We start from the raw sequence: 18,242 nt of genomic DNA on the forward strand, positions 1-18,242 counted from the left end.
GAACCTTAGCCGAGCAAACGATCTGCGGGCCAGGGCTGGTGACCCACACAACCGCTGCGCGAAAAAGATTCGGGGGACCGCGGCAACCTTCGCCGCGGAGCACGCATCTTGCAGAACGTCATCACGGCAGGAACACCTCACCTGCCACCACTGCTCATTCCACGGGGGCATACGTGGTCGACTCGCACTCAGCGGAGTTCGACAGCTTCGTCAGGCACCGCTCGCCGGCGCTGCTGCGCGCCGCCTACCTGCTCACCGGCGACCAGCACCTGGCCGAGGACCTGGTGCAGTCCGCGCTCGCCCGGACCCACCGGTCGTGGCGGCGGCTGCACGACAGCGGCAACGCCGAGGCGTACACCCGCAAAGTCATGTATCACCTGCAGGTCTCCTGGTGGCGCCGCGGCAAGGTCGCCGAGGTGCTACCCGGTGAGCTGCCCGAACGCGGCCGCGGTGGCGATCACTCCGGCTCGTCCGCGCTCAAGCTCAGCCTGCGGGCCGCGCTGCTGAAGCTGTCCGACAAGCAGCGGGCCGTGCTGGTGCTGCGCTTCTTCGAGGACCGCACGGAGGCCGAGGCCGCCGAGGTGCTCGGCGTCGCGGTCGGCACCGTGAAGTCCCAGACCGCCAAGGCGCTCGCGCGGCTGCGTGTGATCGCCCCCGAACTGTCCGACCTCCACGCCGCGAACGGAGCCGCCCGATGAACGCCCCGATGGACGACCTGAGGTCCGGCCTGGCGCACCTGGCCGACGACGTGCACCCGGTGGACCTGCGCGACCGCGCGCTGCGGACCTCGCGCCGGATCGGGCTGCGGCGTACGGCGCTGACCTCGGCGCTGTCGCTGGTCCTGCTGGGCAGCGCCGGCGTCACCGCGGTCGCGTTGACCGGGGGCGGGAGTGGGGAGGTCGGTCCGGGCGCGTCGGCCACGGCGACCGTCGCCGCGCCGTCGCCGTCGGCCCCATCGGCGCAGCCCACGGTGACCGGTGACTACTACTTCCTCCGGGAGGCCGGCGCGACGAAGCTCGAACTGCACGTGCTGCACGAGAGCTACGACTGTGGCACGCCTGCGCCGGGCACGTGTGTCCCGGACACCCGGACCGAGAAGCTGCGGACGATCAGCATCCAGGCCGGCGACGCCTGCCCGGCGAACTCCGTCACGGTGTCGCCCGACGGCCGCCAGGTCGCCTGGATCGTCGGGGCCGACGACCCCGGCAACACCAGCGGCGATCTGATGATCGCCGACGTCCGGGGCGGGACGCCGCAGAAGCGGGGGACCCGGGTGCTGTGCGCGGGCACCCGGGCTCTCGGGTGGACGCCCGACTCCACCCGGCTGTACGTCGGCAAGCGGGACAACGCCGCGACCGTCGGTGCGGTCGACGCGGCCACCGGAAGGTTCACCGCCATGGAGCGCGATGCCTGGACGGAGGCGGAGACCCTGGCCACCGGGCAGTTCCGGGGCTCGGTGCAGGGCGGCCGGCTGACCGTGACCAAGGCGGACGGCACCGCTCCGCGGTCGGTCGCCTACGAGGACGAGCACGGCATGGACGTGGTGGTGCTCGGGGTGTCCTACGACGGCCGGTTCGCCACGGTGAGCAGCGGAGCCGGTGACCCCAGCCGGCAGCTGGACGTCGGCGCGGTCGTCGACATGACCACGGGTCGGCCTGTCGTGTTCCCGGTCGGCAAGGTCGCCCGGGTGTGGTTCCAGCCGGACGGTTCGCTGGCCCTGGGGGTGGCGGGCGACCCGGGCAGGCTCTACCGCCTGAACGCGGACGGCCAGGTGGTCGCCGAGATCCCGGTCGACCGGGCCGTGTTCAAGAAGGAGCTGCCGTTCCAGGTCGCCTTCGGCTGAGCGCGGCAGGACACAGGTCTGCCAGGTGGTGACCGCGGTGCGGGACTTCGGTCCCGCACCGCTGTCGTATGCGCCGAGCCCTGCACGGGAGCCGCATGAGTTTTCTTCGCCGGGGCGGCAACCTTCGCGGGGAAGCAGACATCTTGTATGTCGCAGTACCGCACGACGCGGATCTCCGCCGGCGGCCGACCGCCGGCACCGCTTCTCGACTCACGGGGGAACAGATGAACTCGAACACCTTCGGCACGCCGGCCCGTCGCCGCGCCATGCTGGGCACCGCACTGCTGGCCTGCGCGGCCACCGCGCTGCTCGCGGGGTGCGACCCGCAGTCGCCGTCGGCTCCGGCGCCTTCCACGGCCCCGACCACCGCGGCGTCGGCTTCGACCGCGCCGTCCGCCGCCGCCGTGCCGGGGACCTTCTACTTCCTGAAGGAGGCGGGCAGCGGTCAGGCCGTGGTCCGCCTGCGGGGCGGCGTCGCCGAGCAGGCATGGACGACGGATGGCGGGACCTGCCCCGGCAACTCGGTCGTCGTGTCGCCGGACGGCAAGCACCTGGCGTGGGTGAAGGACGCGGGCGACACCACCGGCTCCACCGGCACGCTGACGATCACCGACGCCTCGGGCCGGGCACGCGAGACGGTGAAGCAGGTGTCCTGCCTCGGCAGCAGCTCGATCCGGTGGGCCGCCGACTCCGCCACCCTCTACGTCACGCTGCTGGCCGACGGCAAGGAGACCCGCGGCCGGGTCGCCCTCGCGACCGGGCGCTTCAGCGCCATGAGCCATGCCGACTGGACGGCCGCGTCCCGGCCGGCGAGCCCGTTCCGGGGCGTGATCGCCGACGGGAAGCTCACCGTGACCAAGGCCGACGGCTCGGCTCCGCGTTCGGTCGACTACCAGGACCCGAACGGCATGGACGCGATCGTGCTGGGCGTCTCTCACGACGGCCGGCTGGCGGCGGCGAGTGTCGGCGCCGGTGACCCGAGTCGGCAGCTCGGCGTGGCCGCGGTCATCGACATGACCACCGGAAAGCCGGTCGAGTTCACGGTCGGCAAGGTCGATCGGGTCTACTTCCAGCCCGACGGCACCATGATCGTGCAGGTCGGCGGGGCGCAGCCGGTGCTGTACCACCTCGCCGCCGACGGCCGGGTGATCGCGCAGGCGCCGGTGTCCGATGCGAAGCTGGCAGGGGCGAGCCTGTTCCAGGCGGTCATCGGCTGAGGTCGGCGGCTCGGGAGCTGCCTGGCAAGGCGGTGCGGGACCTCGGTCCGGCACCGCCTTTGTGCATGTTCGGCCGGTGTCTCGCACCGGCGGGTTGACGCTAGGCTCCGCGGCCATGAGCATCCTGGGGCGGATCGAGAACTGGCGGACGGCTTTCTTCCTGTGGATCGGCCTGCCGTTGATCGCGGGGATCGGCCTACTCTACGGCACGCAGGACCTGGTCCCGGCCTGGCAGGCGCATTCCGGCGCGGGCACGCCGGGCCTGTTCACCGCGATGCGGGAGGACTGCGGCAAGTACAGCTGCTCGTTCTACGGCGAGTGGGAGACGGCCGACGGCAGCACGCGCAAGGACGTCATCCTGTACGACGAGCCGGACTCGATGCGGGTAGGCAAGACCGTCGACGCCGTCGACACGGGAGCGCGCAAGGGCGTGTTCGCCACCACGGGCGGCTCGACGTACCTGCTGATCACGGGTTTCACGCTGGCGGGCATCGCGGCGGCGATCGGCTGGGTCTTCGTGGTGGTGCGCGCCGTGCGCCGCGGCCGGGCGCGGGTCCGCGCGAAAGAGGACAGCAAGGACCTGTTCCGCATCGGCGGTTGACGATACCGTTTCACGTGAAACATCGACAAAAAGGACAAAAGGCCCCCTGGTCAGGGGGCCTTTTTGCTGGTCTACCGCGTCAGATGGCGCAGGAGTCGTCGTCGCAGGCCTCGCCGCGAGGTGTCGGCAGCACCGTCAGCGGCGAGCCGCCCTCGCGGCGGCGCACCTCGTCCAGCACCTCGCGCAGCGTCGAGGGGTCCTGTGCGCCGCTGATGGCGTACTTGCCGGCGAAGACGAACATCGGCACGCCGGTGATGTTCAGCTCCCGGCCCATGGCCAGCTCACCCTGCGCCTCGGCGACACCCGTGGCGGAGTCGAGCAGGGCGCGGATCTCCTGCTCGTCGTGGCCGAGCCCGGCCGCGACCGTCGCCAGCGCGGCCCGGTCGCCGAGGTCGAGGCCGTCGGTGAAGTGGGCGCGGTGCAACGCCTCGACCATCGGGCGCTGCTCGCCGTGCTGCCCGGCCCACCAGATCAGCCGGTGCGCGTCGAAGGTGTTCGCGTTGATCGCACGGTCGAAGTTCATGGTGAGACCCTCGCCCCGGCCGACCTCGGTGACCTGGTCGAACATCCGCCGCGCGTTGGCCTCGCCGCCGTAGCGGCGGCCCAGCCACTGCACCAGCGGCGCGGACTCGGCCGACGGGTCGAGCTGGAAGGCGCGCCAGGTGAGCGTCACCGGCTCGGCGAAGCCGTCGAGGGCGGTCAGCAGGCGCTGCTCGCCGATCCAGCACCAGGGGCACACGACGTCGGAGTAGATCTCGATCTGCACGTGCTCATCCAACACGGCGCCGGGGAGTTCTGTTCCCCACACCGCGGGCCGGTGTGCGCAAGGGCACTACCCGCCGGTACACCCGGCGGTGGCAAGATGTCGCGGTGAGTTGGAGCAGGTATGTGGCGCTGGGGGACAGCTTCACCGAGGGCATAGACGATCCGTACGCCGACGGGGTGTTCCGGGGCTGGGCGGACCTGGTCGCCGGACGGCTCAGCCAGGTCAGCGGGCCCGGGTTCGGCTACGCCAACCTGGCCATCCGCGGGCGGCTGTTCGACGGCATCGTGGGCGAGCAGCTCGAACCGGCGCTGGCCATGAAACCCGATCTGATCAGCTTCGCGGCCGGCGCGAACGACGTGCTGCGCCGCAAGTGCGATCCGCCGACCCTGATGGCGCGCTTCGACGAGACCGTGGCCCGGCTCCGGGGCACCGGCGCGGACGTGCTGCTGTTCCGGTTCGCCGACGTGATGTCGCGGCTGCCCGGCAACAACCTGGTCGCCCCGCGCATCCGCTACCTCAACCAGGCCGTCGGTGAGGTCGCCGACCGCAACGGCGCGCGCCTGGTCGACCTGTGGCACGACGACGAGTACGCCAACCCGGCGCTGTGGAGCATCGACCGCCTGCACCTGTCGGCGGCCGGGCACCGGCGCACCGCCGCCCACGTGCTGGCTGCGCTCGGGGTGCCGGCGGACCCGGCCTGGTGGGACGTGCCCACCCGGCCGGCGATGAAGTCCTGGCCGGCTGCCCGCGCCGACGACCTGGCCTGGGCGGGGCGCTACCTCGCCCCCTGGATCAAGCGCCGCCTCACCGGCCGCTCGTCCGGCGACACCGTCACCGCCAAGCGTCCGGAACTCGGCCCGATCGATCCGAAAATCTGAACGACGCCAAGGGATTCCTGCTCTACCCTCACGTTTCGCCGGGTGCGTTCGCGCCCGGTGAAACGGGGAGGACAACAGAAGAATGGTGATTACCGTACGCAGACGCGGCCTCACCGCCGCGCTCGCGATCACGATGGGCGCCGGACTGGCCGTGCTCGGCACCGCGTCGCCCGCAGCGGCGGCTCCGCACTCCGAGCAGGCCGCGGCACGCCAGATCGGTTATACCGACTCGGCCAAGAAGAACGCCGCGTACGACGCCGAAGAGCAGGTCAACCTGCCGATCGGTGCCTGGACCGGGGAGAACGGCAAGATTCACAAGTCGCGGGTCTACGCGACCTTCGAGCTGGACCCGTTCCACGGCAAGCGCATCCTCAGCGGCACCGTGGCGGTTCGCGAGCGGGACGTGGTCGACTGCTCGAAGCGCGCCATCGAGATCTGGCAGACCAAGACGGTCACCAAGACGCCTTCCTGGCACAAGGCGCCCCAGGCGGTGTCGAAACTGGACGAGATCCTGACCAACGAGTACTGCCCGGCGAACATCACGTTCGACGTGTCGGGAGCTGTGCAGCAGGCGATCGCGCAGGGCCAGTCGCGGATCACCTTCGAGATCCGCGTGCCCGAGCAGTACGAGGGCGACGTCAGCTACGGCCGCAAGCTGTACTGGTACACCAGCGTCGGCCTGCACGTCCAGTACAACAGCGTCCCGGAGCTGCGCGACCAGCACATGTACAACGGCGGCCGCCCCTGCGTCGAGGCGCAGCCGTACCCGCACCTCGGCTACTTCGGCAACTCGCTGCAGGCGCTGGCCGTCGACGGCGACGAGTGGGACGGCACCAACCTCGACTACGACTTCGCCCTCTGGCCGCAGGACGACCCGGCGGCGCGGACCGAGTTCGCCAGCCCGTTCAGCGTGCCCGACCGCGTCGCGACCGGCACCGTGCCCGAAGGCGTGCTGACCGACGGCCGGACCTACGCCTGGCAGTACCGGGTCGGCGACGGCGCGGACACCACCGCCTGGTCCCGGACGTGCTACTTCGTCTACGACCGCACCGCACCGGCCGCGCCCGCGGTCACGTCGTCGAACTACCCCGCCGCGGACAGCGGTGAGGCGACGCCGCTCGGCGTGCCGGGCGAGTTCACCTTCTCCGGCGGCGGCAACGCCGACGTGGCGGGCTTCGAGTACGCCTGGGAGATGCTGGGCGTGCCGGGCTGCAGCTACGGCGGCGACGTGGGCCAGCTGGTCTGCGCCGACCCGCTGGAGGGTCCGAACGTCGTGCGGGCCGACGTGCCCGGCGGTTCGGCCACCGTGCGGCTGAGCCCGCCGCAGAGCACGTACAACACGCTGCGGGTGAGGTCTCTTGACGCGGCGGGCAACCGCTCCGGCGAGGTCTCCTACGAGATCTTCGCGCCGTGGCAGGGCGACCCGGTGATCTCGGTCGTGGGTGCCGCGCCGCAGTGGAACGAGCAGGTCACGCTGCGGTTCGCGGCGGCCGCGGAAATCTCGGGCACGACGGAGTTCGAGTACCGCGTCGACTTCGGCGAGCCGCGCACCGTGGCGGCGGGCCCCGACGGCACGGCGACGATCCGGTTCCTCGCGAGCAACGAGTACGGGCACAACGTGACCGTGCGCAGTCACAGCGCCAACGGCTGGGTCTCCCCCGAGACCCGCTGGGACCTGTCGTTCTTCCCCTGGCCGGGGGTGGCCGCGGACGTCTATGACGTGTGGGAGCCGAAGGGCGGCGTCGGCGTGCCGGGGACCTTCACCTTCACCCGCCCGGTCGGGGCGGAGTGGGTCGGGCTGTCCGGCTACGAGTACTCCTTCGACGGCGTCGACTTCACGTTCGTCGCGGCCGGTGCCGACGGCCGGGCCTCGGTCACGTGGGCGCCGCAGTCCAGCGGGTACTTCAACCTCGAGGTGTACGCGGTCCGCGCGGACGGCACCCGGGGGGACTACTCCGGGTACCACTCGTTCATCGTCGCCTGACGAGAGCACAGCGAAGGCGGGCCGGGCTGACGCCCGGCCCGCCTTCGCACGTTCACGGGGCGATGTTGAGGTGGTCGAGGACCCGCTCGGCCAGGGCGACGTCGCCGGTGAGCCAGACCTGCTGCCGGTCCCGGGTGCTGCGCCCGGCGGCGAGCAGCGCGTACGCCTCCCAGCTCAGCGTCGCGTGCGCGGTGGACCGGTGGGTGTCGCTCGGCACCACCGAGGCGCGGCCGTGCTCGTCGACGTACACGGCGAAGTCCTGGGGCAGCTCGCCCAGCGTGGTGAAGCGCACCGCCGCGCCGGGCGGCGCACCGGCCTTCTTGACCACGATCCGCGGCAGCGCCTGCAGGACCAGGTCGCGGGTGTTCTGCGCGCCGGGTGAGCCCAGGTTGCCGGGCCGGCGCAGGGCGCGCCGCACGTCCTGCTCGTGCACCCACAGGTCGAACGCGCGCGCCGACAGCTGCACCGCGAACGGGACCTCCGTGTTCGCCCACACCCACCAACCGGGCGCATCCGCGGCCCGCAACTCGTCGGTGAGCTGGCGCTCGCGTACCGCCAGCAGGGCGCGCAGGGCCGCCAGCACCTCGGTGCGAGCAGCGCCGCGCCACTGCGCCACCCCGGAGTCGATCAGCTGCTGCGGCGGGCCCTGCGGCGCGGCGCCACCGTCGGCCATCCACTGCTCCAGGCTCACCACGTGGGCGTACACGTCGCCCACGGTCCAGCCGGGACAGTCGGTCGGGGCGGCCCACTGCTCGTCGGTGAGCTGCTCACCGATCTTGACGAGGGCGTGCAGGCTGTGACGGCAGGCCGCGGCGGCGCGGTCGTGTGCGGACATGGCCGCAGCCTTCCTCGTCCGCACCTGCGACGCAAGCCTCCCGCCGGGACGGCGGCGCACCCGGTTCGGACGGCACGATGCTTCCGGCTGGATCGGGGTGCAACCGACACCGGAGATCACGCGTGTTGGTGCCATCCACCGGATCGGACCGGTGGCATCGGGGAGGAAGGACCGTGTGACCACAGTGGCCACGCAGCACGGGGAGGTCTGGGTCGCGGACCAGGCGGCATCCGCCGCACCACGCGACTTCGACGAGTTCTACGCGGCGGGTTTCACCCCGCTGAGCCTGCAGCTCTACGCCTACCTGGGTGACCTCGGCGAGGCCCAGGACCTGGTACAGGAGGCGTTCTGCCGGGCATACGCCCGCTGGAGCCGGATCAGCCGGTACGACGAGCCGGTGGCCTGGGTCCGCCGGGTCGCCTGGAACCTGGCGACGAGCACCTTCCGGCGGCGGCGTACGGCGCTGAACTTCCTGCGCCGCCAGCGCGAGGAGCACGCCGCAGGTCCCGACCCGGACCGGGTCGCGCTCACCCGGGCGCTCGCCGTCATCCCTGCCCAGCAGCGTCGAGCCGTCGTCCTGCACTACATGGCGCAGTTGCCGATCGCCGAGATCGCGGCCCAGGAGGGCGTCGCCGAAGGCACCGTCAAATCCTGGCTCAGCCGCGGTCGCGCCGCGCTGGCCGCCCAGCTCAAGAAGGAGAACTGAGATGACCGACTTCGACGACGACCTGATCAATGACGCCTTCGCGGGCTTCACCGCGGCCGCGGCGCCGTCGGTACACGCCACAGGCGCGGGCGCGGTGCGGCACACCGTCAAGCGCCGCCGGGCTCGCACGACCGCAGCTCTGAGCGTGCTCGGGGTGCTGCTGCTGGCCGCGCCGGCCGTGGCATACGCCTCGATGGACCGTGGCGACCAGGGCCCGCCGGTGGTCGCCACGACGCCGGAGCACACCGTCTCGCCGAGTGGTGCGCCATCCCCCTCCGCGACGCCGTCACCGGCGGGTAGTCCGGTGAGACTCGTGCTCGGGCCACGCGGCTACGGCGATCTTCTGCTCGGACAGAGTCCTGCGGAGGCCCTCGCAACGGGCCTGGTCGTCGCTGACGGGCAGATCGATGACGGCATGACGTGCGACAGCAGCGCCTTCCTCAAGGGAACACCAGCGGCGGAGGACGAGCGCGACGTCGACGGGCAGCTGTTCTTCTCCCGGCGGCTCGGTCTCGCTGCCATCTACGCCATGCCGGGTGTCGAGACCCCGGAAGGGCTCCGTCTGGGCATGACCTACGAGGAGCTGATCGCGATCTACCCGAGCTGGGAATCGGTGGTGGAACCCGGTGAGCCGAGCGGGCGAGGCTATGTGAAGGTTCCCGGCAACCCCGACGCCACCTACCGGATCGAGATGGGCAGGACGTCGGTGATCCAGATCAGCCTGCAACTGCGGAATCAAGACTGCTACGAGTGACCGTGCCCGGCCGGCGGCAGACGGGCGGCACTCCGCGCAGAGCCGCCCGTTTGGCCGTATCGCGCGCACATGGCCGGATCCGGGTACGGTGTCCGGCGTGGACCACTCGTTTCAGGTCGAGCCACGGGGTGTCGTCGACCTGTCGATCCCGCGCCGCCGCGCAGGTGCGCGAGCCGTGCCGTCGTGTCCGCAACTGGTCGCCGTGTGTCGCGACCCTTTAGCGCCGCCTACCGCGTCTTTACCGGAGCCGGACCCACGGAGCCGGGCGTGAGCACCGACGAGGAGAACCGCGCTCCATGACCAACCCCCATCCCGAGCGGATTCGCGCCCTGATCGAGCAGTGCTGGGACGCGCCCCGTGGCGCGGGTCAGGTGGCGCTGGCCGAGGAGGCGATCGCCCAGGCGGACGTGCTCGGTGACGAGCAGTTGCGGTTCCACGCCCGGATGGCGGCGACGGAGGCGTACCAGCGGGCGGGCCTGCCGGCTGAGGGGTTCGTGACGTTCGCCTGGTGCCTGGCCCGCTTCGACTCCTACCCGGAACGGTACGGCGACCAGGAGTACCTGCTGCTCTGGCACTACAAGTACGTGATCAATTCGGCTACCCGGTTCCCGGACGTGCCGCTCGCCCGGACCTACGCGGTGCTGGACGACATGCAGCGCCGTTACGAGGAGGGCGGGCACAGCCTGCAGGCCGTGCACAAGCACCGCTGGCTGCTGGCGTTCCACCTCGGCGACAGCGCGTCCGCGGACCTGCACTACGAGCGCTGGCTGGCGGCCGCCCGCGACGGCAACTCGGACTGTGTCGGGTGCGACCCGACCGATCAGGTGCGGCACCTGGCCGAGCGGGGCCGGGACGCGGAGGCCATCGAGCTGACCGGGCCGGTGCTGGCGGGGCAGCTGACCTGCGTCGAGCAGCCGCAGGAGATTCTCACCGCGCTGCTGCTGCCGTATCTGCGTACCGGCCGGTTCGACGACGCACGCAGGGCGCACCACCAGGCCTACCGAGCGATCCGGGCGGACCGCGGCAAGCTCGGCACGATCGCCGAGCACGCGTTCTTCCTCGCGGTGAGCGGTAACGCCGCTCGTGGGCTGGAGCTGGTCGAGCGGCATCTGCCGTGGCTGCCGGAGGCGGCCTCACCGATGGTGGAGATGGAGTTCGCTGCCGCGGCGGCGCTCGTGCTGCGCTGCCTGGCCGCCGCCGGGCAGGGCGCGCAGCCGGTGCGGGGCACGGAGCAGAGCGTCGCGGAACTGGCCGAGCAGCTGGCCGAGCGCGCCGTCGCGCAGGCGTCGCGCTTCGACCTCCGTAACGGCACCGCCGCGCAGAGCGGTCGGGTGGCCGCGCTGCTGGCGGCCGAGCCGCTGGCCGAGCGGGTGCCGCTGAGCCTGACCGCGCGGGCGAGCGCGGCGGTGCGGGACACGCCCGCGGTCGCGCCGTCGCCGCCGGTCGTGGCGGCACTGCCGGACGTGCCCGCGGACGCAGGCCTCGACCTGCTGCTCGATCTGATCGAGGAGGCGCTGCGGCGCGACGACGAGCCCCGCTCCGAGGCGCTGTGGCAGCTCATCCAGCCGTTCACCGGGGCGGCCGGGCTGACCGCATTGCAGCAGGGGCGGCTGGCCGACCTGCGCGGTATGCGGCTGCACGGCGAGGCGGCCGAGGAGACCGAGCACGCCTGGACCGAGGCGCTGGAGCGCTACACCGCGGCCGGGGACGAGGTGCGCTGCCAGCGGATCCGGGGGCGGCTGGGGCTGCACCGCAGCCGGCACGGCCAGCCGGAGGAGGGTCTGGCGCAGGTTCGCACCTCCTCGGAGTACCTGCTGGCGCACGGAGAACCGAAGGACCAGGCCGGCGCGCTGCGGCGGCTCGCGGTCGCGCTGCTGCATGCCCAGCAGCCGGGTGAGGCGCTACGGGAGCTGGACCGTGTCGCGGCAGTCGGCGAGCCCGACCCGGGTGCGCGGGTGCGGCTGCAGGTCATGCTGCTGCGGGCGCAGGCGCTCGGCGCGGACGGGCGGGTGCAGGAGTCCGCGGACGCGGCCCGGCAGCTGATCGAGCAGGCCGTGGCCGGGGGCCAGGACGAGATGATCGGCCTGGGGGAGTTCTTCCTCGGCCAGGGCCTGAGCATGCTCGACGACAACGCCGGCGCCGCGGCGGCCTTCGACCGGGCGCTGGCGCGGGTGCTGCCCGAGCCGCTGGAGCGCGAGGTCCGGGAGCGGCGCGCGGTACTGCTGGCCGGCACGCCGCGGGCCCGGGAGGCGGTCGACGACCTGGTCGCCATGGTCGCCCGGCTCGGCGGCACGCCCGAGACAGGCGAGGAGCACGACGACGACGCCGAACACGCCCGGTTCCACCTGGCCGTGGCGCTGTTCAACACCGGCCGGGTGGAGGAGGCCGCCGAGGTCGCCGAGGAGGCGGTGTACGGCGCGGACCGGGCCGGCAACCAGAACCTCGCCGACCAGGTACGCCACCTGCTGGCGGCGATCTACCAGCGGCTGGGCGAGACCGACCAGGCGCTGTCGTACCTCGATCAGCTCGCGGCGAACCTGGACGGGTTCGACAACGCGGCGGGGCGGGCCCGGGTCCTGGAACAGGCCGGCGAGCTGTTGTTCGACCTCGATCGTGACGCGCTGGCCGCGACCCGGCTCGGCTCGGCCGCTGCGGCGTACCGGATGGCGCGGCTGCCGCTGGACGAGATGCGGGCCAGGCGACGGCAGGCCGTGGCCGCGATGTACGCCGACGATCCCGAGCGGGCCCGGCAGGCCGTGGAGCTGGCCGACGCCGCGGTCGCGGAGCTGCCGCCGGGGCTGGCCAAGGAGCCCGAGGCACAGTACGAGCTGGCCTGGCTCGCCCTGGACGGGGCGCGGGCCATGGTCGGCGCGGGTGATCCGGAGGCGGCGCTGATCCGGGTGCGCGGGGCGGCCGAGCGCTTCCGCGGGCTGGAGGCGTTCGGGGAGGCGTTCCTGGCCGACCTGACCATGGGCGAGGTGCTGCTGACGCTGGGCCGGGCCGAGGTGGCCGAGCCGATCCTGCGGGAGGTGCTCAACGGCCTGCCCCGGGACTCGGCGACGCTGCCGCGGGCGGCGTACGCGCTCGCGCACACGCTGATGCAGTGCGACCGGGCGGACGAAGCCCGCCGGTTGGCAGGGGAATATGGGTTCGAACTGGACTAAACGGGCGTTAAGCTTCGGCTTGACCGGCGAGTAGCATGTCCCGGGTGACGGCAGTGGAGCAGCAGGTAGACACCCCCCCGGCAAAGCCGGCACGCAGGTCGCGACGTGAGGAGATCCTGGAGATCGCCGTCGGCCTGTTCGCCGCGCGCGGCTATCACGGCGTGTCCATGGACGACATCGGCACCGCCGCCGGCGTCACCGGGCCCGCCCTCTACCACCACTTCGCCGGCAAGGAGGCGATGCTCGTCGCCGCGCTGATGCCGGTGAGCGAGGGCCTGCTGGCGGGTGGCCGCGGCCAGGTGTCCGAGCACGTCGGCGACCCGCGCGCCGCGGTCGAGGCCCTGGTCGACTTCCATGTCGAGTTCGCCCTGGCCAACCCGGCCGTGATCGCGCTGCACCTGCACGAGCTGGACCGCCTGCCCGAGGAGCCGCGCCGCGAGATCCGGCGGCTGCAGCGCCAGTATGTGGAGGAGTGGGTGCAGGTGCTGACCGCCGTACGCAGCGACGTCACCGGCGGCGAGGCCCGGGTCCTCGCCCACGCCGCCTTCGGCCTGATGAACTCCACCCCCTTCCTCGGCGGCGAAGTCGAACGCCAACGCCGCGCCACCCTCCTCCGCGCCGCCGCCCTGGCCGCCCTCCTGGGCTGACGCCCCCGCGCACCGTTGCGCAGTTTCGGGGAAACTGCGCCTTCGGCGTGCCCGGAAGCCGCAGTTTCCCCGAAACTGCTGGTCGCGACCGCGTCGCGGCCCCGCTTGGCGGGCGGAACTTAACGTGCGTTTAGGCTTGGTGTGGTTGGCTGAGCGTAGGAGGGACACGGCATGATCGAGTCGTTGCTGGTCGCGAACCGGGGAGAGATCGCCCGGCGCATCATCCGCACCGCCAGAGGGCTGGGCATCCGCACCATCGCCGTGTATTCCGAGGCCGACGCCGAGTTGCCGTTCGTACGCGAGGCCGACGAGGCGGTGTGCGTCGGCCCGGCCAACCCTGCCGAGTCGTACCGCAACGCCGAGGCGATCCTCGACGCCGCCAAGCAGACCGGCGCGCAGGCGATCCACCCCGGCTACGGCTTCCTCTCCGAGAACGCCGACTTCGCGCGTACCGTCGCCGCCAATGGCCTGATCTGGGTCGGTCCCGGCGCCGACGCGATCACCGCGATGGGTGACAAGATCAACGCTCGCAACCTGATGGCCGCCGCCGGAGTGCCGGTCGCCCCCGGCACCGCGGACCCGGCCGCCACGGTCGAGGACGCGCTGGCCGCCGCCGAGGAGATCGGCTACCCGGTCATGGTCAAGGCTGCGGCCGGCGGCGGCGGCATGGGCATGGCCGTCGCGAACGACGCAGGCCAGCTGACCGAGCAGTACGAGAAGGTGCGCGGCTTCGCCGAGCGCATGTTCGGCGACGGCTCGGTGCTGCTGGAGCGCTACTTCCCGCGGGTGCGCCACGTCGAGGTGCAGATCCTCGGCATGGCCGACGGCACCGTGATCGCCCTGGGCGAGCGCGAGTGCTCGGTGCAGCGGCGCAACCAGAAGCTGGTCGAGGAGTCGCCGTCCCCGGCGCTCACCCCCGAGCAGCGCACGAAGCTGCTGGCCGCCGCGGTCCGCGCGGGCGAGGCCGTCGGCTACCGCAACGCGGGCACGGTCGAGTGCCTGTTCGACCCGGCCACCGGCGAGTTCTTCTTCCTGGAGATGAACACCCGGCTGCAGGTCGAGCACCCGGTCACCGAGCTGGTCTTCGGCATCGACCTGGTCGAGGCGCAGCTGCGCGTCGCGGCCGGGCTGCCGGTGCAGTTCGAGCCTTCCACGCTGGCGTCGGTGGGCCACGCCATCGAGCTGCGGGTCAACGCCGAGGACCCGAAGCGCTTCCTGCCCGGACCCGGCACGATCACGACCTGGATCGAGCCGGTGGGCGAGGGCGTGCGGGTCGACTCCGGCTACGCCGAGGGCAACATCGTCACCCCGAGCTACGACTCGCTGATGGCCAAGGTCATCGTGTACGGCGCCGACCGGGCCGAGGCGATCATCCGGGCCAAGGCGGCGGTGGCCGCGTTCGAGCTGATCGGCCCGAAGAACAACCTGCCGTTCTTCGCCGAGCTGATGGACAACGCCGAGTTCGTCTCCGGCGACTACGACACCGGGCTGGTCTCGCGGATGCGCTGAGCCGGCGCCGATCTGCCGGCGCACCGGGAAGGGGCCCGGCGACCACGGTCGCCGGGCCCCTTCTTCATGATGTGATCAGCGGATCTCGTACGCCCGGATCACGGTCTGGTCGAAGGTGTTGCCCTTCGAGTCCGCGCCCGAGGCCTGCAGCGACACGAAGCCGCCCGCCCTCGGGTGCGCCACCATGACGACCCAGTCGCCGCCGAAGCACAGCACCGGCACCTTGACCCAGGTCTTGCCGTCGTCGTACGACGCCTTCACCGACAGCTTGACCACGCGGCCGGAGCCTGCGGTCTGGGTGAAGGTCGCCGGGTAGACACCCAGGCCGCCGGCCTTGCCGACGTTGTTCTCGTCCAGCTTCGGCGCGAAGGCGACCGCGGTCAGCGGCAGCGACGCCGACCCGTCCACGTGGCCCGAACGGAACGTCCAGCTCACCGACATCTTCGTGGTGAGCCGGGAGTCGCGCTCCAGGCTGCCGTCGAACCGGAACGACGCCTTGGCCGGGTCGACCTCCTCGATGAAGGCGTACGGCCCGTCCGTGGCCTCGGCGATCAGCTCGCCGTTGCGGTAGAGCGCGCCCCGGCCGCTGGTGATCTGGCCGAAGCCCGCCCTGCCCTGCCCGTCGCCGAGCAGCGCCGGACCGACGTACATGGCGTCGCCCGTGCGCTCCGCCGGCACGTCACCGGGGAAGAACGGCGCCACGCTGGGCCCGAACACACCCTTGTTCCACTGCTCGTGGTAGGTCTTGCCGGCCTTGTAGTCCGCCTTGGCGCTGTTGTCGGACACCGTCTCGGGCCAGTCGTCGCCCACGGCGGGCTTCTCCACCATGAACTCGACCTGCCACGGCACGTTGCCCGCGTAGTAATCGGTGCGGGTGAACGGCAGCGGCACCGGCCAGCCGGTGGCCCAGCCGCCTCCGCCGTCCGGCGGCGCGATGAAGTTGAGCTTCACGCCGTTGGTGCCCTTGTCGAGCACGGCGTGGGTGGCCTTCACGGTGGCGAGGTCGCTGTAGCGCAGGTGCTTGACCAGGCCGGTCAGCATGCCGTCACCCTTGTACCAGCCGAGGTTGTACGCGGTCGGCGAGAGGGCCGGGTTGCCCTCCTCGTCGACCTCGGCCAGGGTGCCGGTGAGCGCCGAGCTGAGACCGGCCACCTTCTTCGGGCCGAGTTGCTTGGCGTACACGTTGGCGAACGCGTCGGCCAGCACGCCGACCCCGATGCCGGCGTCACCGTACGACATGTTGACGTCGTAGGCGGCCAGCAGCACGTCGGCCTTCGGGTCGGGCACGGTGACGTCGAAGTTGCCGGCGCCACGCGCGTCCATGGACAGCGACTGCTCACCGCTCACGGTGTACAGCGGGTACACCACCTGGGTGGTGGAGAAGCTGTCGCCGTTCTCCTCGTCGATCCAGCTGAACGCGAAGTACTTGCCCGGCGGCAGGCGCAGGTCGCCGCCCGTCCCGGCCACGATGTAGTCACGGAAGTTCTGGAAGTCGAACAGCACCGTGAACGCGTTCTCGGCCGCGTCGCCGTCCCGCTCGGTGGCGGTGACGTGGACTGTGTGCTTGAGCTCCTCGCGGACCACGCCGAACGGGGTCTGCACGGAGACACCCGACGCGGTCGCGGTGATCCGGCCGCCGATGCCGCCGGTCAGGTCGCCGCCCTGGCGGGTGTCGGCGCTGATGGTCACCGACGCGTCCCCGCCGGCCGGCACCGTGACGGTGTCGGCGCTGAGCGCGAAGATCCCGGCGGGCGCCCCGGTCAGCGCGAGCTGCAGGGTCACCGCCGAGCTGCCGCCGTTGTGGTACGTGACGGTGCTGGTGCGCACGTCGTCGTCCTCGTGCGGCCACTCCTGCAGGCCGAACGTGACCGACGCCGGGCTGGTGGTCACCTGCTGGGTGATCGCGCGAGCGACGTCCACCCGCCCGGCGCCCTGCGCGAACACGCCGATGTCGGCGGACGGCTTGGCCGAGGCCATCAGCGCGGACTTGCGCTGTGCCGCGGTCCACTCGGGGTGCACCTGGGTCAGCAGCGCCGCAGCGCCCGCGACGTGCGGGGTGGCCATGGACGTGCCGGACAGCGGCATGTACTGCTGGCCGGCCTCACCGAGGAAGCCGTCCTTGCTACGCGCGGCCACGATGTCCTGGCCGGGCGCGGCGATCTCGGGCTTGACAGTCCAGCCGTCGGCGCTGGGGCCCCGGCTGGAGAAGTCGGCGAGTTCGTCGGTCTTGGTGAACGCGGCGACGGCCAGCGCCGCCTCCGCGGTCGCCGGGGAGCCGACGGTCTCGTCCGCACCGGAGTTGCCCGCCGCGATAACGAACAGGGTGCCGTACTGCGCGGTCAGGTCGTTGACGGCCTGCTCCAGCGGGTCGATCTCGGGGGTGTTGGTTCCGCCGAGGCTCATGTTGGCCACGTCGGCGCCGGACTCGGCCGCCCACTGCATGCCGGCCAGGATCCACGACTCGGCACAGCCGTACTCGACGCAGACCTTGCCGTCGAACAGCGACGCACCGGGGGCGACACCCTTGTACTTGCCGCCGGAGGCGGCCCCGCTGCCCGCGATGGTCGAGGCGACGTGCGTGCCGTGGCCGACCCGGTCGAGGTCGTCCTCCTCACCCTCGGTGAAGTTCTGCCGGGCGCTGATCTTGCCGGCCAGGTCGGGGTGGGTGATGTCGACGCCGGTGTCGAGCACGGCGACCTTGACGCCGGTGCCGTCGAACCCGGCCGACCAGGCCGCGGGTGCGCCGATCAGCGGGACGCTGACGTCCAGCGCCGGCTTGCGTACGGCGTCCAGCCAGATCTTGCCGGTGCTCGCCTTGCGGGTCGCCTGCCACTGTGTGGCCAGGGACTCCTCCGCAACCTCGGCCGCGAAGCCCTTCACGGCCGGGAGCCTGCGCTCGGCGGTCAGGCCGGGGGCTGCGCTCGCGCCCGAGACGATGAGCGGCAGCGTCGTCTTGCGCGCGGCCTTGACCGCGAGCAGCTCGGTGATGTCGAACAGCCGCTTGTCCAGGCGGTTCGCCGCGAGCAGCGGCACCGCGTCGGACGGAATGACGTACTGGTGGTCCTTGACTCGGTAGCTGCGGTACGTGACGCCGTCGCGCGGCGTCAGGCTGATCCGGCCGTTGCCGTGCACCGACACCCGGTCACCGGTGATCAGTGCCACCGTCTGCGTCTTCGCGTTGCCGAGCGCGGCCCGCGCCGCTTGTGGTGAGGCGGCCTGTTCAGCGCCCGCGGTGCCGGGCGCGGCCATCAGCAGCGCGGCGGCGATCCCCCCGGCCAGCAATGCCCTCGTTCCTCTGCTGGATCGCATGTTCCTCCGTCCGATCGATCAGTCCGCCT

At 72.0% G+C, this 18,242-nt stretch carries 14 protein-coding genes; 11 read left to right on the forward strand and 3 right to left on the reverse strand.

The genetic code is table 11. The annotated features are described in order from the left end of the window. Nucleotides 1–173: 173 nt before the first annotated feature. The 4 genes from F6W97_RS06910 (at nt 174) to F6W97_RS06925 (ending at nt 3,661) form a co-directional block, all read left to right on the forward strand. Complete coding sequence (locus F6W97_RS06910; RefSeq protein ID WP_230686462.1) at nt 174–698, forward strand: SigE family RNA polymerase sigma factor; 525 nt, start codon at nt 174–176, stop codon at nt 696–698. Further along, the gene (locus F6W97_RS06915; protein ID WP_155369270.1) at nt 695–1,843 is read left to right on the forward strand and encodes a hypothetical protein; all 1,149 of its coding nucleotides are present in this window, start codon (nt 695–697) and stop codon (nt 1,841–1,843) included. Before F6W97_RS06910 ends, F6W97_RS06915 begins: the two co-directional genes overlap by 4 nt. A gap of 224 nt (nt 1,844–2,067) precedes the next feature. Further along, entirely contained in the window at nt 2,068–3,060 is a 993-nt protein-coding gene (locus tag F6W97_RS06920; protein ID WP_155369271.1) for a hypothetical protein, read from the forward strand. 115 nt (nt 3,061–3,175) lie between these two features. Continuing rightward, the gene (locus F6W97_RS06925; RefSeq protein WP_155369272.1) at nt 3,176–3,661 is read left to right on the forward strand and encodes a hypothetical protein; all 486 of its coding nucleotides are present in this window, start codon (nt 3,176–3,178) and stop codon (nt 3,659–3,661) included. A gap of 79 nt (nt 3,662–3,740) precedes the next feature. Here the strand turns inward: F6W97_RS06925 and F6W97_RS06930 are convergent, their stop codons facing one another. Continuing rightward, nucleotides 3,741–4,427 carry a DsbA family oxidoreductase gene (locus F6W97_RS06930; RefSeq protein WP_155369273.1) on the reverse strand — a complete coding sequence of 229 codons (687 nt, stop codon included), beginning with the start codon at nt 4,425–4,427 and terminating at the stop codon, nt 3,741–3,743. A gap of 104 nt (nt 4,428–4,531) precedes the next feature. On the opposite strand from F6W97_RS06930, the gene F6W97_RS06935 reads away from it, so the two are divergent. Both F6W97_RS06935 and F6W97_RS06940 read left to right on the forward strand, forming a co-directional pair. Continuing rightward, complete coding sequence (locus F6W97_RS06935) at nt 4,532–5,305, forward strand: SGNH/GDSL hydrolase family protein (protein WP_155369274.1); 774 nt, start codon at nt 4,532–4,534, stop codon at nt 5,303–5,305. Between the two features lie 82 nt (nt 5,306–5,387). Beyond that, complete coding sequence (locus F6W97_RS06940) at nt 5,388–7,289, forward strand: hypothetical protein (RefSeq protein WP_155369275.1); 1,902 nt, start codon at nt 5,388–5,390, stop codon at nt 7,287–7,289. A 52-nt stretch (nt 7,290–7,341) separates the two neighbouring features. On the opposite strand, the gene F6W97_RS06945 is transcribed toward F6W97_RS06940, so the two are convergent. Beyond that, on the reverse strand, nt 7,342–8,124 hold the full coding sequence (locus F6W97_RS06945; protein ID WP_196279004.1) for a maleylpyruvate isomerase family mycothiol-dependent enzyme: 783 nt from the start codon (nt 8,122–8,124) through the stop codon (nt 7,342–7,344). A 184-nt stretch (nt 8,125–8,308) separates the two neighbouring features. Between F6W97_RS06945 and F6W97_RS40500 the strand changes: the two genes are divergently transcribed. From F6W97_RS40500 to F6W97_RS06970, 5 genes are all read left to right on the forward strand, one after another. Then, on the forward strand, nt 8,309–8,830 hold the full coding sequence (locus tag F6W97_RS40500) for a SigE family RNA polymerase sigma factor (protein WP_407924559.1): 522 nt from the start codon (nt 8,309–8,311) through the stop codon (nt 8,828–8,830). Between the two features lies 1 nt (nt 8,831). Beyond that, entirely contained in the window at nt 8,832–9,584 is a 753-nt protein-coding gene (locus F6W97_RS06955) for a hypothetical protein (RefSeq protein ID WP_155369278.1), read from the forward strand. Between the two features lie 296 nt (nt 9,585–9,880). Beyond that, the gene (locus F6W97_RS06960) at nt 9,881–12,748 is read left to right on the forward strand and encodes a hypothetical protein (RefSeq protein WP_155369279.1); all 2,868 of its coding nucleotides are present in this window, start codon (nt 9,881–9,883) and stop codon (nt 12,746–12,748) included. A 44-nt stretch (nt 12,749–12,792) separates the two neighbouring features. Further along, nucleotides 12,793–13,395 carry a TetR/AcrR family transcriptional regulator gene (locus F6W97_RS06965; RefSeq protein WP_407924550.1) on the forward strand — a complete coding sequence of 201 codons (603 nt, stop codon included), beginning with the start codon at nt 12,793–12,795 and terminating at the stop codon, nt 13,393–13,395. Between the two features lie 171 nt (nt 13,396–13,566). After that, a complete protein-coding gene (locus F6W97_RS06970) occupies nt 13,567–14,904 on the forward strand; it encodes an acetyl-CoA carboxylase biotin carboxylase subunit (RefSeq protein ID WP_155369281.1) in 1,338 nt (445 codons plus the stop codon). Between the two features lie 75 nt (nt 14,905–14,979). Here the strand turns inward: F6W97_RS06970 and F6W97_RS06975 are convergent, their stop codons facing one another. After that, nucleotides 14,980–18,213 (reverse strand): S8 family serine peptidase, encoded by a 3,234-nt coding sequence (locus F6W97_RS06975; RefSeq protein WP_155369282.1) that lies wholly within the window; start codon nt 18,211–18,213, stop codon nt 14,980–14,982. Nucleotides 18,214–18,242: the final 29 nt, after the last annotated feature.

This window comes from Catellatospora vulcania, from assembly GCF_009720385.1.
GTDB classification, from domain to species: Bacteria; Actinomycetota; Actinomycetes; order Mycobacteriales; family Micromonosporaceae; genus Catellatospora; species Catellatospora vulcania.